The sequence below is a fragment of the Shimia sp. R9_2 genome, assembly GCF_017743735.1.
GTDB lineage: Bacteria > Pseudomonadota > Alphaproteobacteria > Rhodobacterales > Rhodobacteraceae > Shimia.
Genome location: NZ_JAGHRO010000008.1, coordinates 1 through 24,988, shown reverse-complemented (window position 1 = coordinate 24,988; position 24,988 = coordinate 1). Strand labels below are relative to the sequence as shown.

Here is a 24,988-nt window from a genome sequence, read left to right as displayed (position 1 = left end):
GGAGACATCATGTATAATTTTGATTTTGAGAAGCCCTCCACAATCGCGGATGCGGTTGCTGCGTTGGGAGCAGAAGAAGCGCAGGCTCTGGGAGGCGGACAGACTTTGATCCCCACCCTGAAACAGCGCTTGGCCAGTCCGAGTAAACTGGTGAGCCTCAAAGGCATCAGTGAAATGCAGGGGGTCTGCATTGCGGATGATGGGGCTGTTTGCATCGGTGGCGCCACCTGTCACGCAGATGTGGCGGGCAGTTCGGATGTGTTTGCCGGGCTTGCGGGCCTTGCCGGTGGCATCGGTGATCCAGCGGTGCGTGCCCGCGGCACCATTGGTGGCTCTCTGGCCAACAATGATCCTGCCGCCTGCTATCCGGCGGGTGCTCTAGGCTGTGGTGCGACGATCATGACAAACAGTCGTGAAATCGCCGCGGATGACTACTTTGAGGGTATGTTCACGACCGCGCTTGAGGAAGGCGAGATTGTCACCGAAGTGCGCTTCCCCGTGCCTGAGGGATCCAACTATCAGAAATTCGAACAACCCGCTTCCCGCTTTGCGCTGGTCGGTGTGTTTGTTGCGAAATTTGCTGATGGGGTCCGTGTTGCCGTGACAGGTGCGTCAGAGGAAGGTGTGTTCCGTTGGACAGAAGCAGAGGCAGCACTTTCTGCCAATTTCTCAGCCGATGCCATTGCGGATCTGAAACTGGGTTCGGATGGCATGATTGCTGATTTGCATGGCACTTCTGAATATCGTGCGCACCTCGTAGGTGTTTTGACACGACGCGCGGTTGCAGCAGCGGCCTAGAGCGCCTTATAGTTCTAAGAAATAGGAGGGCGGCTGTTAGATCAGCCGCCCTTTGCTTTGGAAAGGCGACAAATGATTCTCGATATTTGGAACAGTTTTCAGCGGCTGCCGCTGTGGGTGCGGATTTGGATGTGCGTGGTTCTGGCGCCAATCAACATGGTCCCGCTTTTCTTTCTCGGCACACATCCCTCGGCCATATGGATCGCTTTGCTCTCTGTTATGGGGATGCTGGTGAACCTGCCGATTCTGATCAAAGAGCGTGGCTTCTCCGCGGCGTTGTCCTTTCCGCATTTGATATTCTGGGTGCCGCTTGTTGTGATTTTGCTCACACGCCCGCCGTTTCTGGAAGGAGCAACCGGTGCCTATGCCAGCGTCCTTTCGGTGCTTCTGATCGTAAACATCATTTCTCTGGGCTTTGACGTCAGAGAGGCGGTCAAATGGCTGCGCGGTGCGCGCGACATTGCATGAGGCAAAGAAAAAGCCCCGGCCAAAGGCTGGGGCTTGAACGTTTGTTATGACCGTTCGGCTTACTTGGAGATTGGGCCGATCATCATGATCATTTGCCGACCTTCCATCTTGGGCATGTTTTCCACTTTGCCCAATTCTTTGATGTCTTCAGCCACACGCTCCAGAAGCTCACGGCCGAGATTCTGGTGGGCCATCTCACGGCCACGGAAGCGCAGGGTGACTTTCACCTTGTCGCCTTTTTCGAGGAACTTGATCACGTTGCGCATCTTGACGTCATAGTCATGCGTGTCTGTGTTCGGGCGGAACTTCACCTCTTTGACCTCAATGGTCTTCTGCTTTTTGCGCGCCTCGGATTCGCGTTTCTGCTGTTCATATTTGAACTTGCCGAAATCCATGATCTTGCAAACCGGAGGGTTTGCATTTGGAGAGATCTCAACAAGGTCCAGACCAGCTTCTTCGGCCATTGTCATGGCTTTGGCCGGGTGCACGACTCCGACGTTTTCGCCGTCTGCGCCAATCAAGCGGATTTCGGGAGCGCGGATGCGCCCATTGATACGAGGTCCGGTGTCACGCTGTGGCGGTGCGTTATGAGGTCTGCGGGCTATCGTTTTGTTCCTTCGATGGTGAATACCTATGAGTGGCTAATTTATTCGCGCTTGCGCGGCGATACAACCGCCGAATCCGCGACTGTGATGCAAATCCCGCGCCTTTCCCCCTTGAGAAGGAGGGCGGCAATCACGAGATGCATGGCGCAGGGGGTGCACTCGGTTTGGTGGCGCCCCGTTTTTTGGAGTGTGGTAATGAGAAGCCTTGTCTGGAGCATCTTCGCTTTAAGCACAGCTTTCGGGACATATGTTGTCTGGCAGAATGCTGTCAGCCCGGCAGCGTCGTCATCGGTGTCGAATGCTGCAGAGATCTCTGGGCAGCCAGTTTCGGAGACTCTCGAAAGCACTCCACATACTGAAAGCCCGCAGACTCAAGAACGTGCGTTAGAGGCGTTGTTCACACCGGAAGGCTTTGATTTGAAAGAGGTTTGTGCGCTGATCGATGCAGCGGACATGGGGGATTTGCAAAAGGCGGCGCTTAAAGCAACGCTCGTGGATTCTCTTGAAAACCCTGAGTTTCTCCAACAGACGCTGGAGAATGCCAAAGGTGCCTTAGGCTACTGAGTGAAACAAAAAACGCCCCCAATCGGGGGCGTTTCGTTATGAATTCTTGCCTTTAGTCGAGGAAAGCTTTTTCCACGACATATTGTGCGGGCTTGGAATTTGCACCTTCCTCAAGACCCGCTTCTTCGAAGAGCTCTTTGAGTTCGAGGTTGAAGGCCAAATTGCCGCAGATCATTGCGCGATCGGTTTCTGGGTTCAAAGGTTCGATTCCCAGGTCTTCAAAAACCTCGCCGGAGCGGATCAGATCGGTGATCCGGCCCATTTTTGGGCTCTCTTCGCGGGTGGTGGTAGGGTAATAGCGAATCTTCTTGTGGAAGTCTTCGCCCATCAGCTCTGCGAGCATCTCATCGTTGCGGATGCTTTCGATGAGGTCGCGACCATAAGTCAGCTCACCAACTTCGCGGCAGGTGTGGGTGATGATGACTTCATCGTAATCTTCATAAGTCTGCGGCTCGCGCAGCAGCGAAGCAAACGGTGCAAAACCGGTGCCGGTTGCGAAGAACCAGATGCGCTTGCCTGGCAGCAAGGCGTCATGCACGAGCGTGCCAACAGGTTTGGGGCGCAGGATGATTTCATCACCCGGTTTGATGTGCTGCAGCTTGGAGGTCAGCGGGCCGTCTTGCACTTTGATGGAGTAGAACTCCATTTCCTCATCCCACGCCGGGGAGGCGATGGAATAGGCGCGCAGAAGCGGTTTTTGCTTGCCTGTCTTGGGATCTGGATCGCCCATCAAGCCAATCATGACAAATTCGCCCGAACGGAAACGCAGAGACGCAGGGCGCGTGCAGCGGAATGAGAACAGGCGGTCAGTGTAGTGCTTCACCTCTGTCACAGTTTGCGCGTCAGGAAGGGCGGGCACTTTTACGGATTTTTCTTCGGTCACAGGCGTTTGCTCGGTCATATCAAAACAGGCGGGATTGCCACGCCTCCTCATCTAACATCTCTGGTGGGGTTTTGAAGGTATATCAGCGATGCGGCTTTGACATATCGCAAAGCCGCATCACTTTCTTCGACACGCTTTAGCCGCGCATCCGGGCTTGGTAGTCGTTGGCTTGCCAGTTGGCGCGGAATTTCCATTCCTCTTCTGGCTGGCGGGTGGACAACTCATCAGAGATTTCCACCTCGTCAAAGCCACAGCGGCGTGCCATGGCATATTGATCTGAAATAACGTGGCCTTTTGCGCGCAGGCGGCCATTGTAGCCGGCCAAGCGCAGTTGGCGGGCGATGGTAAAGCCGCGGCCGTCTGCAAAGCTTGGGAAATCCACGCGGATCATCTTCACGCCTGCGAGCTGCGCAATAACAGCTGCCGGGTCGGTATCTGAAGGGACGTCAAGTGCCGCCACATCATTTGCGGCTTCATCCAGCGGCACAAAACCAAGGGTCCAGTCGTCGGCGCCAAAGCCGTTGTCTGTCACGATCACAGTCATGTTTTTTCTCCGGTTCGCACTATTTTGCCATCGACAAAATGAATGCCACATTCTTCTTTGTCCTGACCGCGCCAGCGGCCGGAGCGAGGGTCTTCGCCTTCCGCCACCGGCGAGGTACAAGGCGCACAGCCGATGGACGGGTAGCCTTTGGCCACAAGCGGGTGGCGCGGCAGGCGGTTTTCTTCCATATAGGCACGCACGTCATCCGGTGCCCAATGGGCGAGCGGGTTGACTTTGATGCGGCCTGTGAAGTCTTCGATTTCGAAGAACTCAAGCGCCGCGCGGGTGCCGGACTGGAAGCGCTTGCGCCCCGTGATCCAGCCATCATAACCGCGCAGGGCTTTTTGCAGCGGGCGGGTTTTGCGCAATGCACAGCAGGCATCGGTGTCGTGCTGGTGCAATGTGCCAACCGGGTCTTCTGCGGCCAGCGTGGAGTCGCTCGCGCGGATCACCTGAACATTTTCCAGACGCAGCTGCTCTGCCAAATCCTGCTGGTAGACAAGTGTCTCCGCAAAGAGCATTTCCGTGTCCACAAAGAGCACGGGAATCTTGCGGTCCACAACGGCAGCCATGTGCAGCAGCACAGCGGATTCTGCGCCAAAGGAAGACACCATTGCCAGTTTCCCGGCTTGCGGATCCTTCAATGCCGCTTCCATCACCGCCGTCGCAGAGTGATGGCGATAACGCGCGTTCAGCGCATCCACCTTTGCCTGTAGCGGATCCACGCGCTCTGACCCCGGGGCTTTCCCGGTGGTCAGAGGCGAGGTCAGTGGCGTGAGGCCATTATGCTGCATTCGCCTGCGCCTCTGGGTAGAGGTGAGCCTTGAACGGCGCGAGGCCGAGGCGGCGGTACGCTTCCAGGAAGGTCTCTTCCGGACCTTCGCGCAGCTCCAGATAGCCTTTCACAAGGCGCTCGATTGCAGGCACGATTTCATCGTAGGCAAAACCGGGGCCGGCACGCTCACCGATTGAGGCCGTCCAGGTTGCATCGCCACCGAGTGTGATCTGGTAGTTCTCAACACCGGCGCGGTCGAGACCGAGGATGCCGATGTGGCCCACGTGGTGGTGACCACAAGCGTTGATGCAGCCCGAGATCTTGATCTGTAGGTGGCCGATGTCGTGCTCAAGCTTCAGCTCTTCAAAGCGGGTTGCGATTTGCTGAGCCACAGGGATCGAACGCGCGGTTGCCAGCGCACAGTAGTCCATGCCGGGGCAGGCGATGATATCGCTGACCAAGCCGATGTTGGCCGTGTGCAGCTCCGCCTCACGAAGCGCCGCGTAGATCGCTGGCAGATCGGATTTGTGCACGTGTGGCAGGATCACGTTCTGCTCGTGGCTGATACGCAGCTCGTCATGTCCATAATCACGCGCGATCTGCGCCAGCACACGCATTTGCCCTGCGGTTGCGTCGCCCGGGGTCTTGCCCTGCTTTTTCAGCGAAACCGTGACAATGGTGTAGCCCGGCGCGCGGTGCTCGGTCAGGTTTGTGTCGACCCAGCTGCGGAACATCGGGTTGGCGTCGTAAGCCGCTTCGAACTCTGCGACCGGCGCGTTGCGGAAGGCAGGTGGTGCAAAATGCGCCTTGATGTCTGCAAACAGGTCCTGATCGACGCCCGAGAAGGTTGGACGCACGCTTTCATAGCGTTCCTCAACCTTGGCACGGAATTCATCCAGGCCGGTTTCATGCACAGTGATCTTGATGCGGGCTTTGTATTTGTTGTCGCGGCGACCGATCTGGTTCCAGACGGACACGGTTGCCTCGATGTAAGGCAGCAGGTCTTCGCGGGGCAGGAAATCGTTGAGAACTTTGCCAACCATAGGTGTCCGGCCGAGACCGCCGCCAACCAGCACTTGGTAACCTGTTTCACCAGCGTCGTTTTTCACGATGCGTACAGCCAGATCGTGCGCCTTCAAAACGGCACGATCAGCTTCGCCAGCGCTCACGGCGATTTTGAACTTGCGACCCATGAACTGGAATTCAGGGTGATCGGTGGACCACTGACGGATCAGTTCCGCCACCGGGCGTGGATCTTCCAGCTCGTCTGCTGCTGCGCCCGCAAAATGGTCTGCGGTCACGTTGCGGATGGTGTTGCCAGAGGTCTGGATGGCGTGCATGCCAACTTCGCCCAAAGCGTCCAGCATATCAGGTACGTCTTTGAGTTTTGGCCAGTTGTATTGGATGTTCTGGCGGGTGGTGAAGTGGCCGTAGCCTTTGTCCCATTTCTCTGCGAGCAGCGCTAGCGTGTCCATCTGTGCGGAGCTGAGGGTGCCATAAGGGATGGCGACGCGCAGCATGTAGGCGTGCAGCTGAAGATAGAGGCCGTTCATCAGGCGCAGAGGCTTGAATTCATCCTCGGTCAGATTGCCGGCGATGCGGCGCTCTACCTGTGCACGGAACTGACGATTGCGCTCGGCCAGGAAGGCTTTGTCAAAGTCGTTGTATTGATACATGGGTGGACCTTTTCGCGTTTGTCTCAGGAGAGGCCGATCAGACGGCCTGACCATCCTGGTTTGCGGCGTCTGCCTGTTTGCCGTGGAAGTAGTTTGACGGGCCGGTGCGGCGGAATTCTTCACGGAAATGGGTTGGCTCAGGACCGTTTTCCCCTTCAACCGCATCCGCCAAATAGGCGCCTACGACTTCGCTAACCTGTTGAGAAGCCTCAAGAAGACGCAATTGTGCGTGGGCTTCATCAGTTAGTAACTCTGCTTCGGTCAAATCACGTGACCAATTGTCTTCGGCTGTGAAGTAAATCACGTCGCCTTCCAACAGGGCGTTGGCGGTGATGACTTTGGGTGTGAATGCGCGGGGCATTTGTCCGACTCCGGTGTTTGACTTTGATCCATATATAGGAAATATTCCCCCTCAACCGCCAGATACTGGCGAAAATAGAAACGTGCGTTTCGGTGTCAGCGGGGATCTGCGCCGATGTTCCAAAAACTGAGGGGAAATGGAATGGCGTTGCGCATTGACGACATGGATAAGAAAATTCTTGGGGAGTTGCAACGGGACGCAGCGCAATCTCTCGATGAAATTGCCAAACGTGTGGGCTCTTCGAAGACTCCGGTGTGGAACCGGATCCGGAAATTGCGCGAAGGCGGGGTCATTCGCCAGCAAACCGTTCTCCTTGATGCCGAAGCCCTTGGTTTTGATGCCTGTTTCTTTGTTCTGATCCGCACCAGCGAACATGAGGCCGATTGGCAGGCCAAATTCCTGAAAGCTTTGAGAGAGCGGCCAGAGGTGCTGGAAGCGCATCGGCTGGCGGGGGACATAGACTATATCCTTAAAGTGCAGGTGCAGAATGCGCGCGCTTACGACATTTTTTATCAAGCTTTGATCTCAGAGGTGAAGGTTCACAACGTGACCGCCTTGTTATCTATGGAAGAAATCAAATCCACGAGCATGCTACCGCTCTGAGCGGTAAGATTTGGCCGTTTTTTGCAAACCCGCCTGCAGGCGTGTCTGTATCGCGTCGGTATTGCGGCTGTATCGCGACAGTGCAATTTCGCGCATTTGCACCTTACCGCAACGGTCGATGCTGTAAGATTTAGACCGCAGCCGATCTGACCCGAATTGGACCAGATCGGCCTGTTTTCCGGCACGTCTAAGGGCGCATGAGCAACCAGATCATTGCGCCGATGAAGGCGAAGGTTGAGAGGTTGAGAACTGTGTTGAGCAGATCACCGATCAGCATGATGCACCTCCTGACGCAGGCCCCGGATCAAACAGACGCAGAGCAGGACACAGACAAAGACAAAGGGCAGGGCGCCAATAGCGATCAGTTTTTTGATCGCATCCACAGACCCCGACAGGATCATCGCCGCGCCCAGCAGGCCGAGCAGCACGCCCCAGACCAAGCGGACCTTCGGGCTTGGATCGGGATCGCCGCCGGTTGAGAATGTGCCGAGCACAAAAGCCGCGCTCACCACGCTGGTGACGATGAAGAGGAAGGCCGCCAGAATGGTGGCGATGGTGGTCAGTGTTGGCAGGGGCAGGCGCTCCAGCAGGCCAAAGGTGACACGTTCCACATTGGTCTCTGCCATCAGGAGCAGATCCCCGCTGCCATGTAATGTGTCAAACAGACCAATGCCGCCAAAAGCGCCAAACCAGATCACTGAGAACACGGTTGGGCCAATCAGCACGCCCAGCACAAACTCGCGAATGGTGCGGCCTTTGGAGATGCGGGCAATAAAGACGCCGACAAAAGGCCCCCAAGCGATCCACCAGACCATATAGGTGAGGGTCCAATCCTGAAACCATGTCCCGAGATCGTCGCCAAAGAAGGTGAGGGTTTCAAAGCCACGGGGGATGGCGGCAAAAATATACTCGCCAAAGCCGTTGAGAATGGAATTGAGCAAAAATTCCGTGGGGCCGAGAATGACGGTGTAGAGCACCAACGCGATGGCAATGATCATGGCGGTGTTGGAGAGACGTGCCATGCCGGTGCCAAGATCCACGAGCAGGGGCGGCAAGTAGGCGGCGACCATCACCACAAAGACGGCGGCCACCAGCCATGTGGCGGCTTTGTCACCGCCCATCATCACGTCGATGCCGTCCGCCACCTGAAACACACCCATGGCGATGGAGCCGCCCACGCCAATGGCAATGGCAACAATCGCCATGAAATCAGAGAGGCCCCCAACTAGCTTTGCCCATGTTTCGTTTGGGAAGAGCGTTTCAATCGGGCCGCTGACCAGCATCGGGGCCCCTTTGCGAAAGGTGAAATAGGCGATGGTGAGCGCAGTGGTGCCGTAAATCGCCCAGGCATGGATGCCCCAGTGGAAATTTGTGGCCAGCAGAGCCTGCTGGGCGGCGTAGGGCTGTTCCATGAAACTTTGGGCAAAGGCAAAATGGGTCAGGGGTTCGGCAACGGCCCAGAACAGCAAGCCCACCCCCATGCCCGCCGCAAAGAGCATGGCAATCCAAGAGGGTGTGGAAAACTCCGGCCGATCATCATCGGCTCCAAGGCGGATGTCTCCAAATCTGGAGAAGGCCAGCCAGATACACAGGAGCAACATGCCGGAGACAGAGAGCATGACAAACCAGCCGCGGCTCTCAAAGTATTTGGCAACCACTGTGGAAGCCAGACGTACGAGGCTGTCCGGGTCCACGACACCCCAAGCGCCGATCGCTGTGATCAAGGTGCAGGAGGTTGCAAGGGTGAGCTGCGAACGTGTCACGGTTTGCCCTCCAACATCTCAGGGCAAGCGATGTGTTCTGTCGTGCGGTTGATCCTCATAGCCTGCTCCTAACAAAGCCTACTTTGGTGGTGAAAGTGCCGGTCCGGTGCGCAAGGGAGAAGTGTCTGCCCTTATGCGTCTTCGTTCGTTTGTAGCCAAAAGTCAGGCGGTCTCGCCAATGGCTTCTGGCGCTGTGTCATAGTGAAAAAAGTGAATATGTGAAGTAAAATTTCAAAAGTTAGTAAAAGATTAATAAATTAGACAGGTGCCCTAATGTTGTGCAACGCTTGGATCACTGGACTTCGTGCAAAAGGGGTAGACTATGTCTGAGACCAAAAAAATGCTCGATCCGGACCCAAGAGTCTGGGATTTCGAAACGGAATACGAGCTCGGGCAGGACAACATCAGGCCATTCGGACTTGATATACACAATCCTGTATTTCTTATTTCTAGTATATTGATCTGTGCGTTTGTGCTGATCTCGCTGGCCAATCAGGAAGCCTCTGCGGCGTTCTTTGGATGGCTCAGGCCGTGGCTGACCAGCACCTTTGATTGGTTTCTTGTTCTTTCTGTGAATGCGATCACGCTGTTTGTGCTTGCGCTTGTTGTGCTGCCGGTTGGCTCTGTGCGGATTGGCGGCAAAGATGCGCGGCCGGATTATTCCTATGCGGGCTGGATCGCGATGATGTTTGCCGCAGGCATCGGGATTGGCCTGCTGTTTTTTGGCGTGCTTGAACCGGTCTATTATAACTTTTCCGAAGGCGGCGGTGCGCGGCCACTGAATGTGGATGCCAGCTTGCCGGGCAATGAATATATCGGCGTTGTGGGCACCATTCACCACTGGGGGCTTGAGGCCTGGGCGGTCTATGCCGCGGTGGGGCTGTCGCTGGCGATTTTCTGTTACAACCTTGATCTGCCGCTGACACTGCGCTCTGCGTTTTATCCGATTTTGGGGGATCGCGTCTGGGGCTGGTGGGGCCACACCATTGATATTCTGGCGGTTTTTGCCACGCTGTTTGGCCTGACCACGTCGCTTGGTCTGGGTGCGCAGCAGGTGGCCGCCGGATTGAATGAGGTGTTTGGCATTGAGCCTACCAACACGGTTGTGGTGCTGTTGATCATCGGGATCACGGTGATTGCACTGGGATCGGTTTTGATGGGCATGGATGCCGGGGTGAAGCGCCTGTCAGAGATCAACATGATTATGGCGGTGGCCTTGTTTGTCTTTGTGATTTTGGTCACGGGCGTGGGCACGGCGATTGGGCGGTATTTCTCTGTGATGACGGATTATGTGGCGATGCTTCCGGCGCTCTCAAACCCGTTTGGGCGGGAAGATACGAGCTTCTTCCATGGTTGGACGACGTTCTATTGGGCCTGGTGGATCGCGTGGTCGCCGTTTGTGGGGATGTTCATTGCGCGCATTTCCAAGGGGCGGACCGTGCGTGAGTTTGTGCTCTGTGCCCTGATTGCGCCGACGGCGGTTTGTGCGCTGTGGATGTCCACCTTTGGTGGCGCGGCGATTGACATGCTGAACGCCGGTGGTGCGGAAGGCGTGAAGGCGACCGTGATTGACGCCTATAAGCCTGAGGGCGCGCTGTTTGGTTTCCTCAAGGAGCTGCCGCTTTATTCGGTGGTGGCGCCGATTTCGCTGGTGCTGATCGTGATCTTCTTTGTGACCTCGTCAGACTCCGGTTCGCTGGTGATTGATACGATCACCGCAGGCGGGAAGATGGATGCGCCGGTGGTGCAGCGGGTGTTCTGGTGCACGCTGGAAGGTCTTGTGGCGATTGCGCTTTTGCTGGGCGGTGGGTTGGCCGCGCTGCAGGGGGCGGCGGTGTCCACGGGGATCCCGTTCACGCTGGTGGTGCTGATGATGTGCTATTGTCTGTGGCTGGCACTGAAGGCGGAGCGCGCCAAGATGTAAGATAAGCTGCGGGCGCGTCTTTGTTGGCGCGCCCCTAGCGTTTAGGTGCGACGCAGGGCGCTGGCGAGCACCGCGATCATGAGCGCAAGGCCGGCAAGCACGGCAAAAGACACCCTAAGAGATGTGGCATTGGCGATGAACCCGATCAGCGGCGGGCCAAGCAGCATGCCGCCATAGCCGAAGGTGGCGGTGCCGGCGAGGGCTTTGCCCGGCGGCACAACGGGGTCGTTGGCGGCGCGGCTGAAGGCCAGCGGGAAGATCAGCGCATAGCCTAGGCCCATTAGGACAAAGCCGGTGAGCATGACGGCGGGCACCGGGTAAAGCACGGTGAGCAGCGCGCCGATGGCGGCGACAAAGCCGCTGATGCGGGCGGCGGTGACGGGGGGCACATGGCGGGTGATCTGGTCTCCGGCGAGGCGCATGGCGACCATGGCGGCAGAGAACAGCGCATAGCCCATGGCGGCCCAGTTTTCCGGCGCGTTGCCGATGTCGACCAGATAAACCGCGCTCCAATCCGCAATCGCCCCTTCGCCCATGGAGGCGCCAAGTGCCAGCAGGCCCACAAGCACCAGAGGACCGGTGGGCAGGGAGAACACCGGTGCCGGGTTGCTGCGGTTGGTGGGGGAAGTCCACGGGATCTGACCGATCCAGAGCATAAGGGCTGTCCATGTACCGCCGATGGCGATGAAATGCCAGAGCGGCGCAATTTCAAGGCTGATCGCGCCGTAACCGCTGGCCGCGCCCAGCCCGGCACCGAGGCTCCACATGGCATGATAAGACGACATTTGCGGGCGTTTGGCCCAGCGTTCCACCTCAGCGCCCCAGGCGTTCATGGTGACATCCATCGCGCCGTGCGCGGCCCCGAAAAGAAAGAGCGCAGGGGCGAGAAACCAGATGCTGGGGGATGCGGCAAGCGCAACGAAGAAGATCAGTTTTGCTGCTGCGATGGCGCGGGTCACCGCTGCGGCGCCGTAGGTGTCGGCCAGACGACCGGCGATCGGGAAGGAGCAGATCGCGCCACCGGCGAGCAAGAGCAGAAGGCCGCCCAGCTCGGCGTGGGACAAATCATGGGCTGTCTTAAAGGCCGGGATGCGCGAGGCCCAGATGCCAAAGAGCCCGCCGTTGAGGGCGAACATCGCGGCGATGGCGCGCCATGCGCTTTGCCGCGTCAGATCTGCAGGGGCGGGGGCGTCCGAAGGTGCGGTGACTGGCGCGATATGTTCAGAAGTCATCGGAATGTGTCTGGCTTGAGGCCGTATTTGGCGAGTTTGTCATACATGGTTTTGCGCGGCAGCTTGAGGGTCTCGGCTGCTGCGGCGGCGCGGCCCTGATGTTTGCGCAGGGCTTCGGCCAGCAGAGAGCGTTCCACCTGTGCCATCTGCTCGGCAAGACCAAGCGAGGCGCTTTGAGTTTTTTCGCCGGGCAGGCCCAGCACAAAGCGCATGGCAACACTCATCAGCGCGCGGGCATTGCCGGGCCAGTCCTGGGCCATGAGGCCGGAGATCACTTCAGGCGTGACCTCGGGGGCGGTGACACCTGCCTGTTCGGCGGCCTGAGCAACGTATTGTCGGAACATCACCGGAATGTCCTCGGGGCGTTCAGACAGCGCGGGGATGCGGACCTGCAGCGCGTCCAATCGGTAAAAGAGATCGGCATGCAGGCGCGCCTCTTGCACAGCTTCTGACAGATCCGCAGCGCTGCCAAAAATCAGGCGGGGATGATCCTCGGTTTCCAAAAGCGACAGCAGCGCAAACTGGGTTTGCATCGGCATGGCCTGAATTTCATCTAGAAACAGACTGCCGCCTGCGGCGTGCTCGACCGCCTGCTCAAAGCGCGCCACATCCATGTCGATGGTGGTGTGTTTGCCAAAGGGGCCTTTGCTGAAGGGGGAGCAAAGGTGCACCACTTCGGCCACTTTGGAGATGCCCGCGCCGGGCGGGCCGCTGACCAGAACTTCGGCTGGGATGCGCGCAACGGAACGCACCCGACGGCGCAGGCTCTCAGATTGCTCGGAGACACCAAAAATCCAGCGCGCGGCAGCGTCTCCGGTTTCAAGCTGGGCTTTCAGACGGCGGTTTTCCAGCGCCATGGCCCGGGCCTTTTGTGCGCGGTTGATCACAGCCACAAGCTCTGTTGGCGCGCAGGGTTTTTCCAGAAAGCCAAATGCCCCCTGCGTCATGGCTTTTACGGCCATGGGAATGTCGCCTTCGCCTGTGAGCAGGATCACCGGCAGTTCAGCGTCAGCGTCTTTGGCGAAATTCAGAAGGTGAAAGCCATCCCGCCCCGGCATGCGCATGTCAGACAGGATCACGCCGGTGAACTGTGCGGTGATGTGATCTTTGGCTTCGACAAAGGAGCCTGCCGCAATCACGGGAAAGTCTTCAAGTTCAAGCGTTTGCGTGAGCGCTTCGCGCACCACCGGATCGTCGTCCACGACGAGGACCGGCGTGGGAGCCTCGGGCAGGGGGGAGGTCATGCGGCGCTCTCCTGTGGCCAGCGTTCCAATTCAACGGTGAAGAGCGCGCCGCCTTCCGGGTGATTGCTGCCCCGGATGTTGCCGCCAAAGCTCTGGACCAATCCGTAGCTGATAGAGAGGCCGAGGCCCATACCCTCAGAAGAGCCAACTTCTTTGGTGGTGTAAAACGGGTCAAAAATCTTGTCGGGCGCGTCAATCCCTGGCCCGGTGTCGCGGATCAGCACACAGAGGCGCGGGGTGGATTGAATGGTGATGTCGATCTGACGGGTGGGGCGGTTGGCCATGGCGTCAGCAGCGTTGGTGATGAGGTTGACAAAGACCTGCCCCAAACGCACCTCGCCGCCGCGCACATATACCGGGGTCTTGAGCGCGTCCGGTGACCAGTTGAGGGTGATGTCGTCCTGCAGCAGGCGCGGCTCTGTCAGCTCAACGGCCTGCGTGATGACAGCGGCCAGATCAATGCGGCCTGTTGGTTCGTTTTCATTGCGGGCAAAGGCACGCAGGTTTTTGATGATGCGAGCCATGCGTGTGGCCATCTGAGAGATACGTGTGAGGTTTTCGCCTGCTTTGCCGCTGTTGTCCCGTTCCAGAAAGCGGGTGCCATTTTCGGCAAAGGTCTGGATCGCCATAAGCGGCTGGTTGAGTTCGTGGCTGATGCCTGCACTCATCTGGCCAAGGGCAGAGAGCTTTCCGGCTTGCACGAGATCGGCCTGCGCCTTTTTGAGCGCGGCTTCGGCTTCCTCGCGCTCGGTGATTTCGCGGCGCAAAGCCTCGTTTGTGGCGCTGAGCGCCTGAGTGCGCAGGGTGACGCGGTTTTCCAGTTCGGCATTGGCCTCTGTCAGAACCCGGCGGCGTTCCAGAACCTGCAGGAGGATCAGGCCAAAGATCATAAAGATCGCGGCGATGGTGCCTGCCTGCAGCCCGGCGATGCGGCGTGCGAGGCTGACGTCGACGATGGCTTCGGCCACCATATCGATCACCGGCAGATCCTGCACGATGTGCAGCCCGCGCGCTGGGATATAAGGCCCCCAGTCCAGTTGCCAGATTTCAAACCCGGCGCGCGTGTAGGATCTGAAGGTCGGGGCGTTTCCCTGCGGTGGGATCAGACTTTGCCCATCGGAGGAGCGTTTCCAGAACACCAGCTCGGAGCGGTTGGAAATGAAGACCTCATCCAGATCGTCGATAAAGAACACGGTGGGGCCGTCGCCGCGCCAGTTGCCTTCGACATCTTCCACATCGACCACCACTGTGAGCACGGCGCTGACCGTGCCATCTGAGGAAAAGCTTGGAACAGAGTAGTAAAAGGCGCGGCGGTCAAAACGCAGGTCGACTTCGTGGTGAGCGCCCAATGCGCCCTGAAGGGCGCGCCTGAAATAGGGTGTTTCAGACAGCGCGTTGGGGGGCGGGGCACTCTCCTGTGCAGTGGCAAGAATGGTGCCGTCCGCACGGGCGTAGATGAGATCCAGCGCGGCGGTTTTGTCCGCGGCCTCCAGCAGGAGGGCATGGCCGCGTTGGGCTGTGGTGATGGCCGGGTTGTTGGCCAGGGTCAGTAGGGTCGGATGCTCTGCCATCAGCACGGCAAGCTCTTGATATCGCTTAAGCTGTGCGGTCAAGCGATCAGCGCCCAAAGCCAGATCGGCCTCGCCCCGGCGAGCCAGCTGTTCCAGCGCCTGACCATAGCCATAGCGCCAGACCCCACCGGCCACAGCGAGCACGGTGAGCAGGAAGATTATCAGAATCGCCGCGCGGTGGCGGATCCAGGTACGCATGTGCGTGACCCTAGCGATTTTGCCGAGGGGCTGCGAGTCGTCGTGAATTTGGGCATGTGTCGCGGTGTGCGGGCGAGGGTTGCGCGATGCGTGGGAGAATTTTGACGTGCCCCCTTGCTCTGGAATGAACAATCGTTCAGTCTCTGCGGATCAGCACATGGGGATGACGTAAGGAGCGCGCAGGGGATGCCGATCAAGAACCGCTTTGCAGAGATGCAGGAAGAGATCACCGGCTGGCGCCGGCATTTGCATGCTCATCCGGAGCTGATGTTTGATGTGCAAGAGACAGCGGCCTTTGTGGAGGCGCGGCTGAAGGAATTTGGCGTCGATGAGATCACGCCGGGGATTGGCCGTACTGGCGTGGTGGCGGTGATCAAGGGTCGCACGGACACCAAGGGGCGTGTTGTCGGACTGCGTGCGGATATGGATGCGCTGCCGATCGAGGAGATCACCGGGCTGGACTATGCTTCTACGGTGCCGGGCAAGATGCATGCCTGCGGCCATGACGGACATACGGCGATGCTTTTGGGGGCGGCGAAATACCTTGCGGAGACGCGCAATTTTGACGGCACGGCGGTGATGATTTTCCAGCCCGCCGAAGAAGGCGGCGGTGGCGGCAAAGAGATGTGTGATGACGGGATGATGGACCGTTGGAACATTCAGGAGGTCTATGGCATGCACAATGCGCCGGGGCTGGCGGTGGGCCAGTTTGCCATCCGGCCCGGTGCGCTGATGGCCTCTGCGGATGAGTTTGAGATCGAGGTGACCGGCAAGGGCGGTCATGCGGCGGAACCTGATGCGGCGGTGGACACCACATTGGTTGCAGCGCAGATTCTCGTGTCGCTTCAGTCGATTGTGGCGCGCAATGTGAAGCCGATTGAACGGGTGGTGCTGACGGTAGGCACACTTGAGACCGACAGCAATGCCTCCAATGTGATTGCGCATAAGGTGCGCATGAAGGGCACGGTGCGCACGCTGGACAACGACAACCGTGCTTTGGTGGAGCAGCGTATCCGGGAGGTGGCGACCCATACGGCGCTGGCCTTTGGTGCCACTGCAGAAGTGACCTGGGAGAATGGCTATCCGGTCACCGTGAACCACGAGGCGGAGACCGCCTTTGCGATTGAAGCTGCGCAGGCGGTGGCGGGGGAGGCCAATGTGGACCCGGATGTGGATCCGATCATGCCTGCGGAGGATTTCTCCTTCATGCTGGAGGAGCGCCCCGGGGCTTATATTCACCTTGGCAATGGCGACAGCGCGCAATGTCACCATCCGGCCTATAACTTTGAAGATGAGGCGATCCCCTTTGGCAGCAGCTGGTATGCCGAGATGATTGAGCGCCGGATGCCCGTAACAGACGTATAAAGACCCGATCAGGAATTACACACAAATGCCTATTAAGAACCGTTTTGCTGAGCTGCATGCCGAGATCACTGAATGGCGGCGTGACATTCATGCCCATCCCGAGGTGCTTTATGAAACCCACCGCACGGCGGCGCTTGTGGCGGACAAGCTGCGGGAGTTTGGCTGTGACGAGGTGGTCAGCGGTGTGGGGCGTACGGGTGTAGTGGGCATTATCAAGGGCAAGACCAATGCGTCCGGCAAGGTGATTGGCCTGCGCGCAGACATGGATGCGCTGCCGATGCAGGAGCAGACCGGGCTGGAATATGCGTCAACCCATGAAGGGGCGATGCATGCCTGCGGACATGACGGCCACACCGCCATGCTGCTGGGCGCTGCCAAGTATCTGAGCGAGACCCGCAACTTTGATGGTGCTGTTGCACTGATCTTTCAGCCCGCCGAAGAAGGCGGCAATGGCGCCTTGGCTATGGTTGAAGACGGCATGATGGACCGTTGGAACATTCAGGAAGTCTACGGCATGCACAACCAGCCCGGCATGGCCGTGGGAGAGTTTGGCGTGCGCAAAGGGCCGCTGCTTGCGGCGGTGGATTTCTTCACCATCCATATCGAAGGCAGAGGCGGCCATGCGGCGCACCCTCAGGACACGGTGGATCCGACATTGATCGGCACGCAGGTGCATATGGCGCTGCAATCCATCGTCAGTCGCAATGTCGATCCAGTGGAGCGCGCGGTGGTCTCGGTGACGTCGTTTCAGACCGGATCCGATGTCTATAATGTGATCCCGCACACCGCCACGCTGAAGGGCACGGTGCGCACGTTTGTGCCGCAGACGCAGGATATGGTGCAGGCGCGCATTGAAGAGATCGTGGCGCAGGTGGCTGAGAGCTTTGGCGGCAATGCTACGCTGGATTATCAACGCATTACGCCTGCGACGATCAATGCAGAAGAGCAGGCGGCTTTTGCCGAAGATGTGGTCACCGCGATCTCCGGCAGCTGCAATCTCGCGGATATCAGCATGGGGGGGGAGGACTTCTCCTACATGTTGCAGGCCCGGCCCGGTGCCTTCATCATGATCGGCAATGGGGACAGCGCGTCCCTGCACCATCCGGAATATAATTTTGACGACGATGCGATCCCTTACGGGAGCAGCTTTCTGTCGGAAGTGATCGAGCGCCGCATGCCAGCGGCCTAAGGCAAGAGTTACAGCGAGGAAACGAGATGCCAACCAAGAACCGTTTTGCAGAGTTGCATGATGAAATCACCGCATGGCGACGTGATCTGCATGAAAACCCGGAAATCCTGTTTGAAACCCACCGCACCAGCGCGCTTGTGGCCGAGAAGCTTGAAGCTTTTGGCTGCGATGAGGTTGTCACAGGCATTGGCCGCACCGGCGTTGTCGGTGTGATCAAAGGCAAGGAAACCGGATCCGGCAAGGTGATTGGCCTGCGTGCAGATATGGATGCGCTGCCGATCCATGAACAGACCGGTCTGGACTATGCCTCCAAGACGCCGGGCGCGATGCATGCTTGCGGCCACGATGGCCACACCGCGATGCTGCTTGGCGCGGCCAAATACCTTAGCGAGACCCGCAACTTTGACGGCACCGTGGTTGTGATTTTCCAGCCCGCCGAAGAAGGCGGCGGCGGCGGCAAAGAAATGTGTGATGACGGTATGATGGACCGCTGGGGCATCCAGGAAGTTTACGGCATGCACAACTGGCCGGGCATGCCGCTTGGCAGCTTTGCAATCCGTCCCGGATCCTTCTTTGCGGCGACTGACCAGTTTGACATCACCTTCGAGGGCAAGGGTGGTCACGCGGCCAAACCTCAGGAGACTGTGGACACAACCGTAATGGCGGCGCAGGCGGTGGTGGCGCTGCAGACCATCGCAAGCCGCAACGCCAACCCGGTGGAACAAGTGGTGGTGTCTGTCACCAGCTTCGAAACCAGCTCCAAAGCCTTCAACGTGATCCCGCAGAAAGTGCAGATCAAAGGCACCGTGCGCACCATGAGCGCAGACATGCGCGATCTTGCGGAGCAGCGGATCAAAGCGATTTGCGCAGGTATGGCCGGAACCTTTGGCGGTACAGCGGATGTGACCTATCACCGTGGCTATCCGGTGATGGTGAATTCCGAAGTGCAGACCGAATTTGCCGCAGAGGTGGCGAAATCCATTTCCGGCCAATGTGAGGAAGCCCCGCTGGTGATGGGCGGCGAAGACTTTGCCTATATGCTGGAAGAGCGCCCCGGTGCCTATATCCTTGTGGGCAACGGCGAAGGCGGCGCGGCGGTGCACCATCCGGAATACAACTTCAATGATGAAGCCATCCCGGCAGGCTGTAGCTGGTGGGCAGAGATCGTTGAGAAGCGGATGCCAGCCGCTTAAGCAAACAGAAGGCCGCGCTGTAAGGCGCGGCCTTTTTGATGTGGCGCTTATCCCATGCGCGCCGCAAAGCCTTCAAAGGAACTGCAGGTTTTAAGACGCCAGCCGTTGTTCCAGATGTGCTGAAAGCGTGTGCAACAGATGGGTCTTGTTGATCGGTTTTGACAGGAACATATCCATCCCCGCCTCAAGACAGGCCTGTTTGTCGCTGGCAAAAGCGTTGGCCGTAAGCGCAATAATGGGTGGCTGCTTGATCGGCAGTTCCCGGATGATGCGCGTGGCTTGAAGGCCGTCCAGCTCAGGCATCGACATGTCCATCAGCACCAGATCAGGGCTGTCGAGTTTGCAATATTCCACAGCTTCGACACCGTTTTCGACCTCGACTAACTCCAGTGGGTAATCCGCGAGATATTTGCGGATCAGCAGGCGATTGGTTTTGTTGTCTTCTGCCAGAAGAATGCGGGTGCCATATAGATGCTCCGGCGCGAATTTGAGATGCTCAACCTCGGTTTCTGTTTCACCGATGGGGGCCTTGCCCATGATGGTGGCGGAGAAGCAGGCGCCCTGCTTGTATTTTTCACACAAGCGAATGTCGCCGCCCATACGCCGCGCGAGCATGGTCGAGATGGTGAGGCCAAGACCGGTGCCGCCAAAGGATCGGGTGATCGCGGCGTCGGCTTGGGAAAAACGGTCAAAGACATGGCGTGCCTGCTCTGGTGAGATGCCGATGCCGGTGTCGATGACGTCAATGGAGATGCCAAATTCGGTGCCCGGTTGGCGGCTGACAACAACCCGCACGCCACCTTCGCTGGTGAATTTCACGGCGTTGCCGATCAGATTCATCAAGATCTGGCGCAGGCGGCCGTCATCGGCGCGCAGCTTTTGGGGGACACCCTCTTTGTATTCAACCGTCAGGAAGAGGCCTTTTTGCTCGGCCTTGTGGCGCAGCAGATCGGCCACGCTGTCGATGCAGCGGTGCAGATCAAAATCAACCTCGCAGACGTCGAGTTTGCCGGACTCAAGACGGGAGAGATCCAGAATGTCGTTGATGATCTTAAGCAGCGCGTGGCCGGACTCGCGGATCGTGGTCACATTTTGCTTGTCTTCGCTGGACAGCGGAGATTCTGAGAGCAGTTCGGACATGCCGATGATCGCGTTCATCGGTGTGCGGATTTCGTGGCTCATATTGGCGAGGAATTCGGATTTCGCGCGATCCGCGGTTTCTGCGGCGCGTTTGGCTTCGGCCAGTTCGGCTTCATAGCGCTTGGTTTCTGTGATCTCTCGCTCAATACCGATGCTCATGACCACCTTGCCGTCTTCATCCAGTACGGGGAAGATATTGGTGTCCACCCAGATGAGCTTGCCGGATTTGGTGCGGTTGAGGATTTCGGTGTGAAAGCGCTCGCCCCGCTTCTGGTGGCGTTTGATCGTTTCGATTGTGTAGGGGTCGGTTTCTTTGGCGTTGAGCAGCTGGCCTGCGTGGCGGCCTACGGCGTCGTCAAAGGCGTAACCGGTCATCCGTGTGAAGCCGTCGTTCACCCAGATGATTTTGCCGGTTGGATCAGACAGCAGCACGCTGTCGGAGGCGTGTTTGGCAACCAGCGAGAGACGCTCGAGTTCCTCGTCGCGTTTTTGCAGTTTCACGATCATCGCGCGGCGCTGCTCTGACAGGCGCGCGGCGGCAATGGTCGGGGTGAGGACAAGCAGCAATGCTCCCAAAAAGAACAGGCGCACGCCCACCATATCTTCGGCATATTTGATCCAGCCGTTTTTCGGGCGGGTCGCGATTTGCCAGGTGCCATTGGGCAGCTGTATGTCCATTAAAATGGGGTCGTCGTTCAGCACCTCGGGATTGCCGAAGAAAAGCTCTCCTTCAGCGCCTTTGCCGTTCTTGCCGATCAGGGCGATATCCAGTGTCAGATCGGGATCGCGTAGGCCGGCGCTCTCATAAAGATGTTCGGCATCGATCACGGCGGCGATCAGACCCCAGAAGCGGCGCTCGCCGCCGCGCTCATCCCAAACCGGCAAGCGGGCGATCAACCCGACGCCGCCTTGCACCAAATCGAGGGGGCCGGCGATGGCCATCTTACCGGTGTCTCGTACCTGATACGCAACGCGCCTGCGCGCCTCATTCTCATGGTAATTCAACCCTAGGGCGGGGCGGTTGCTCTCCAGAGGATAGACCCGGTTGATGATCAGATCGGGGGCAGCGGCAATGTTGATGAATTCCATGGTGCCGCCTGTGATGCGGCTCATCAGGGCGCTGTAGCGCTCCTGAGACATGTCCAGGTCATCTGAGAAAGCCGCGACAATGCCGCGTACAAGCTGAATACGGGCGCTGACTTCGCCCTCGATCTGTGCCCGCAGGCGGCTGGTTTCACTGGACGCGAGGTTGCGCTGTTCCTGAAGGGCAATCTTGTTGTTTTGATAATCTGCGTAGAGCGCAAAGGAGGAGACGACCAGCACAGCAACGAAGGACGGAAGATAGGCGCGTCGAAAAACAGGGGTTAAAATCCTACGCAAATGGGCGGTCAGTTGCATTCGTATTCCGGTCCTTTTGTCCGGCCGCAGGGGGGCTTATTGAGTCTGCACGAGGCACGTTAAGGGGGGCTTAATATACATACGCCGCTGAGCGGGCCGGATGTCATCAGGGTTGTGTGACGTTGGATGGCGAAAACTTTGCTCAATCTAACCTGTCGAGAAAAATTATTGTTTTACAGTATTTTAAGTTTATCGAGACACACGGCTCTAGCAATATTTATGGGTCCAAGCTTCCGTTGAGGCAAGATAAAGATATAGTTTGCATAGACTTTTCTGAAGAAAACCCGGCAGGCATTGTCGAGATCAGGGACGAGGCTGCCGGAGCGGTGTCTTTCCTGTAAAGCGCTGAGGCGGTCTCCTGTGAACCGGCGCGCACCCTCTGGGCATGCCTGGGGGGCGTGGCAAACAGGGCCGATCTGTGTATAGAGGAGCCTGTCGCCGCGCTTGGGCGGGCCGCACAAAAAGGGACCTCTTCTTGACGCAACACCCGCTTGTTCTCGGATGGCAATTGCGCAGCTACCTTGCGCTGCGCCCACTCTTGCAGCCCTTGATGCGTCGCGTGGTCGCCAAGCGCGTGGCAAAAGGCAAAGATGATCCCGTACGCAGTCCGGAAAAACTGGGGCAAAGCTCCGTGTCGCGCCCCGAAGGCACGCTGATCTGGTTGCATGCGGTGGGATTGGGCGAAGTGCTGGCCTTGCGTCCCTTGCTTAAGGAGATGACACGGCAGGCACCCAATGTCTCTTTCCTGGTGACGTCGACCGCGCGCAGCTCGGGGCAGGTGATGGGGGCGAACCTTCCGGCCAATACCATCCACCAGTTTCTGCCACTGGACGGCCCCCGGTTTGTGGCGGCTTTTCTTGATCACTGGCAACCGGATCTGTCGATCTGGTCGGAGCAAGATCTCTGGCCCGGTGCGATTTGCGACACAGCGCGCCGTGGCATTCCGCTGGCCTATATCAATGCGCGGATCACGGAAGCGGGCCACAAAAGCCGCGCCCGGTTTCGCCCTGCATTTGGGGATCTGATGCGGCTGTTTGATCTGGTCGCCGGACAGGATGCAGACAGCGTGGCGCGCCTGCGCGATCTGGGGGCGCAAGCGCCCCGCCAAATGGGATCGCTCAAACCGGCGGCTGAGCCACTTTTGGTGGATGCGGCGGCCTTGAACGCTGTGAAGGCTCAGACCGAAGGCCGGAAAATCTGGGTTGCGGCCTCAACACATAAAGAGGATGAGGCGCTGGTGATTGCGGCGCATCAAGAGCTTTTGCGCGCTGAGCCCTCCGCACTCCTTATACTGGCCCCGCGTGTGCCTGACCGCCGCGCAGAGATTGGCGAGGCACTGGCCGACGCCGGATTGTCTTATACGCTGCGCAGCACAGGTGCGACACCATCGGCGGCAGATCCGGTCTATATGGCAGACACATTCGGGGAATTGGGCCTTTGGTACCGTCTGGCGGGCCTCGCCTTTGTCGGCGGCTCTGCGGGCGATGTGGGCGGGCATAACCCCTGGGAGGCGATCGGGCAGGGATGCGCGGTCTTGCACGGCGCCAATACCAGCAATTTCAGACAAGACTATGCTGATCTGGCGCAGGTGGGTCTTGCTACAGAATGCGCGGGGGCTGATGCGGCCGTTCAGATTGCCGATGTCCTCGCCAATCTGGACAAGACCGGAGATGCAGCGCAGGTGCGGCAGAAAGCGGAGGCTTTGGTCGTGCGCGCACGCGAAGGTCTCACGCCTCTTGCCCGCGATTTGCTTGCGCTGCTAAGGGCTGCGCCATGATCCTGATGCTTTTCAATCTGTTTTACCGGCTGCTTTGGGTGCCTTTGCTGCCGCTTCTGATGATCTATCTCTATATGCGCGGGCGCAAAGACCCGCGGTATCTGCGCCATGTCAAAGAGCGCTTCGGCTTTTACGTGCGCGCGCTGCCGCAGGATGCGATCTGGTTTCATGCGGTGAGCCTTGGCGAAGTGCGCTCCGCCCTTGGTATGATCCGGCTCGCACTGGCGCGTGGCGATAAGGTCATCCTCACCAACTTCACCCCTGCGGGGCGCGAAGAGAGTGAGCGCCAGTTTGCCAAGGAGATTGCCGAGGGTCGTCTCGCGGTGCTGTGGGTGCCCTTGGACATGCACTGGTGCCTGCATCGGTTTTACCGGGCTTGCCGCCCGCGCTTTGGTCTTACGCTGGAGGTGGAGATCTGGCCTGCGATGATCGCAAGTGCGCGCCGCGCCGGTGTGCCGCTTTATCTGTGTAACTCCCAATATACGTCAGGGGCCTTTGCCAAAGACGGCAAGGGCCTGCGTTTGCGGCAACGTGTGATTGCCAGCGTGGCCGGTGCCTTTGTCAAATCAGAGATCCAGCGCGCGCGCTTTGCCTCTGTCGGGGTGCAGAACATCACGGTCACGGGCGAGCTGCGGTTTGATCAACCCATTCCACAGGTCTTGCTTGATGCAGCGGCGCAGGTTCGTCCTCAGCTCACCGCGGATGGCCGTCAGGTGATCACCATTGCATCAGGCGTCACGGGCGAAGAAGAGATCTTCCGGGATATGATCCTGTCGTTGCGCGCCGCTGCCGCCAATGACAGCGCCCCGGCGCCGCTCTTTGTCTATGTGCCACGTGCGGCCGAACGCTTTGAGGCGGTTGGCCGGATGCTGCAAGACGCAGGGCTTTCTGTCCGCGCGCGCAGTCAGGTGGCTGAGGCAGGCACAGCGGGGCTGGCTGTATTTGGAGAGGCCTTGGCGGATATGCCCGATGTCCTGCTGGGCGACAGCTTTGGCGAAATGTACTTCTATCTCGGTCTGGCCGATCAGGTCATCGTGGGCGGCGGCTTCACTCCGGCAGGCGCGCATAACATCATTGAGCCGCTAGCAGTTGGCAAACCTCCGATCACAGGCCCGGAAACCTGGCCCATCGAATTCCCCTTTGCGGAGGCCGAAGCGGCTGGTGTGGCCAAAAGCTTTGACACACCGGAAGCGATGGCGGCTGCGCTCTGGCCCCCAAGAGAGGCCCCGCTCAAAGAGGCCGCGATATTCATGGCCGAACACCGTGGCGCCAGTGAGCGTACATTGCAGGCGATGGATCAGGTGTTGATCTCACAAAGCAAAAAGTCTGACTGAACATATCAAGGGGCGCATGATGCGCCCCTTTTTCACGTCTCGGGCAGGGCGAGTCGACGGGTGTGATGGTTTTACAAGGCAAAACGGGCGGTTTCAGCTTCGAGAAAGCCCCGTTCTCAGCGTCAAAGGCTGCTGCTCCAATTTTTTCACTTCCCCAAACCCTTTAAAAATAGGGCTTTTGCGAAAAAAACATGCAGCGGGGCAGTTTTTTTCATTTTCCTGTCAAAAAGCGCTTGCGACTCATCCGTACCAGCACTAGAACCCCCTTCACCGGCGGCGCTGAGGCGCACAACGGCGGGACGGACTGGCAGGGAGCGAGGCTCTGGGTTGGGAAGTTCTGGAAATATTGAGCAGTATCAGCGGGTTGCGCTAGGAAGTTTTTC

General features: G+C 58.5%; 21 protein-coding genes. 10 read left to right on the top strand and 11 right to left on the bottom strand.

The features are described 5' to 3' along the window. Positions 1-9 precede the first annotated feature (9 nt). Positions 10-798: a xanthine dehydrogenase family protein subunit M gene (locus J7400_RS17010; protein ID WP_209065286.1), complete on the top strand. Its 789-nt coding sequence runs from the start codon at positions 10-12 to the stop codon at positions 796-798. Between the two features lie 72 nt (positions 799-870). Continuing rightward, a complete protein-coding gene (locus J7400_RS17005) occupies positions 871-1,266 on the top strand; it encodes a hypothetical protein (RefSeq protein ID WP_209065285.1) in 396 nt (131 codons plus the stop codon). Positions 1,267-1,325: 59 nt separating this feature from the next. On the opposite strand, the gene infC is transcribed toward J7400_RS17005, so the two are convergent. Beyond that, positions 1,326-1,871: a translation initiation factor IF-3 gene (infC, locus tag J7400_RS17000; RefSeq protein WP_209065422.1), complete on the bottom strand. Its 546-nt coding sequence runs from the start codon at positions 1,869-1,871 to the stop codon at positions 1,326-1,328. Between the two features lie 195 nt (positions 1,872-2,066). Here infC and J7400_RS16995 point away from each other — a divergent pair, with 195 nt between their 5' ends. Beyond that, entirely contained in the window at positions 2,067-2,435 is a 369-nt protein-coding gene (locus tag J7400_RS16995) for a hypothetical protein (protein WP_209065284.1), read from the top strand. Positions 2,436-2,487: 52 nt separating this feature from the next. Here the strand turns inward: J7400_RS16995 and J7400_RS16990 are convergent, their stop codons facing one another. The 5 genes from J7400_RS16990 to J7400_RS16970 form a co-directional block, all read right to left on the bottom strand. Then, a complete protein-coding gene (locus J7400_RS16990; RefSeq protein ID WP_209065421.1) occupies positions 2,488-3,336 on the bottom strand; it encodes a ferredoxin--NADP reductase in 849 nt (282 codons plus the stop codon). A 118-nt stretch (positions 3,337-3,454) separates the two neighbouring features. Further along, positions 3,455-3,862 (bottom strand): DUF934 domain-containing protein, encoded by a 408-nt coding sequence (locus tag J7400_RS16985; protein ID WP_209065283.1) that lies wholly within the window; start codon positions 3,860-3,862, stop codon positions 3,455-3,457. Beyond that, a complete protein-coding gene (locus tag J7400_RS16980; protein WP_209065282.1) occupies positions 3,859-4,656 on the bottom strand; it encodes a phosphoadenylyl-sulfate reductase in 798 nt (265 codons plus the stop codon). Before J7400_RS16980 ends, J7400_RS16985 begins: the two co-directional genes overlap by 4 nt. Continuing rightward, complete coding sequence (locus tag J7400_RS16975; RefSeq protein WP_209065281.1) at positions 4,646-6,313, bottom strand: nitrite/sulfite reductase; 1,668 nt, start codon at positions 6,311-6,313, stop codon at positions 4,646-4,648. The genes J7400_RS16980 and J7400_RS16975 overlap by 11 nt, the downstream gene beginning before the upstream one ends. Positions 6,314-6,350: 37 nt before the next feature. Continuing rightward, on the bottom strand, positions 6,351-6,674 hold the full coding sequence (locus J7400_RS16970) for a DUF2849 domain-containing protein (protein WP_209065280.1): 324 nt from the start codon (positions 6,672-6,674) through the stop codon (positions 6,351-6,353). 141 nt (positions 6,675-6,815) lie between these two features. Here J7400_RS16970 and J7400_RS16965 point away from each other — a divergent pair, with 141 nt between their 5' ends. After that, positions 6,816-7,277: an Lrp/AsnC family transcriptional regulator gene (locus tag J7400_RS16965; RefSeq protein ID WP_209065420.1), complete on the top strand. Its 462-nt coding sequence runs from the start codon at positions 6,816-6,818 to the stop codon at positions 7,275-7,277. Positions 7,278-7,540: 263 nt separating this feature from the next. On the opposite strand, the gene J7400_RS16960 is transcribed toward J7400_RS16965, so the two are convergent. After that, entirely contained in the window at positions 7,541-9,040 is a 1,500-nt protein-coding gene (locus tag J7400_RS16960; protein WP_209065279.1) for a BCCT family transporter, read from the bottom strand. A gap of 322 nt (positions 9,041-9,362) precedes the next feature. On the opposite strand from J7400_RS16960, the gene J7400_RS16955 reads away from it, so the two are divergent. Next, entirely contained in the window at positions 9,363-10,964 is a 1,602-nt protein-coding gene (locus J7400_RS16955) for a BCCT family transporter (protein WP_209065278.1), read from the top strand. Between the two features lie 41 nt (positions 10,965-11,005). Here the strand turns inward: J7400_RS16955 and J7400_RS16950 are convergent, their stop codons facing one another. From J7400_RS16950 to J7400_RS16940, 3 genes are read right to left on the bottom strand one after another with little or no spacing between them, the layout of a single operon-like run. Beyond that, positions 11,006-12,196 (bottom strand): MFS transporter, encoded by a 1,191-nt coding sequence (locus J7400_RS16950; RefSeq protein ID WP_247738883.1) that lies wholly within the window; start codon positions 12,194-12,196, stop codon positions 11,006-11,008. Further along, the gene (locus J7400_RS16945; RefSeq protein WP_209065277.1) at positions 12,193-13,440 is read right to left on the bottom strand and encodes a sigma-54 dependent transcriptional regulator; all 1,248 of its coding nucleotides are present in this window, start codon (positions 13,438-13,440) and stop codon (positions 12,193-12,195) included. The genes J7400_RS16950 and J7400_RS16945 overlap by 4 nt, the downstream gene beginning before the upstream one ends. Next, the gene (locus tag J7400_RS16940; protein ID WP_209065276.1) at positions 13,437-15,209 is read right to left on the bottom strand and encodes an ATP-binding protein; all 1,773 of its coding nucleotides are present in this window, start codon (positions 15,207-15,209) and stop codon (positions 13,437-13,439) included. Before J7400_RS16940 ends, J7400_RS16945 begins: the two co-directional genes overlap by 4 nt. A 186-nt stretch (positions 15,210-15,395) precedes the next feature. Here J7400_RS16940 and J7400_RS16935 point away from each other — a divergent pair, with 186 nt between their 5' ends. Genes J7400_RS16935 through J7400_RS16925 form a run of 3 tightly spaced genes read left to right on the top strand, consistent with a single transcriptional unit; the run spans position 15,396 to position 18,956 of the window. Beyond that, positions 15,396-16,574 carry a M20 aminoacylase family protein gene (locus J7400_RS16935; RefSeq protein ID WP_209065275.1) on the top strand — a complete coding sequence of 393 codons (1,179 nt, stop codon included), beginning with the start codon at positions 15,396-15,398 and terminating at the stop codon, positions 16,572-16,574. A 25-nt stretch (positions 16,575-16,599) separates the two neighbouring features. Further along, complete coding sequence (locus J7400_RS16930; RefSeq protein ID WP_209065274.1) at positions 16,600-17,763, top strand: M20 aminoacylase family protein; 1,164 nt, start codon at positions 16,600-16,602, stop codon at positions 17,761-17,763. 26 nt (positions 17,764-17,789) lie between these two features. Continuing rightward, positions 17,790-18,956: a M20 aminoacylase family protein gene (locus J7400_RS16925; RefSeq protein ID WP_209065273.1), complete on the top strand. Its 1,167-nt coding sequence runs from the start codon at positions 17,790-17,792 to the stop codon at positions 18,954-18,956. Positions 18,957-19,046: 90 nt separating this feature from the next. On the opposite strand, the gene J7400_RS16920 is transcribed toward J7400_RS16925, so the two are convergent. Further along, on the bottom strand, positions 19,047-21,494 hold the full coding sequence (locus J7400_RS16920; protein ID WP_209065272.1) for a response regulator: 2,448 nt from the start codon (positions 21,492-21,494) through the stop codon (positions 19,047-19,049). Positions 21,495-21,969: 475 nt separating this feature from the next. On the opposite strand from J7400_RS16920, the gene J7400_RS16915 reads away from it, so the two are divergent. Next, positions 21,970-23,271, top strand: coding sequence for a glycosyltransferase N-terminal domain-containing protein (locus tag J7400_RS16915; RefSeq protein WP_209065271.1), 1,302 nt, complete (start codon positions 21,970-21,972; stop codon positions 23,269-23,271). Further along, entirely contained in the window at positions 23,268-24,605 is a 1,338-nt protein-coding gene (locus J7400_RS16910; protein ID WP_209065270.1) for a glycosyltransferase N-terminal domain-containing protein, read from the top strand. The genes J7400_RS16915 and J7400_RS16910 overlap by 4 nt, the downstream gene beginning before the upstream one ends. Positions 24,606-24,988 lie beyond the last annotated feature (383 nt).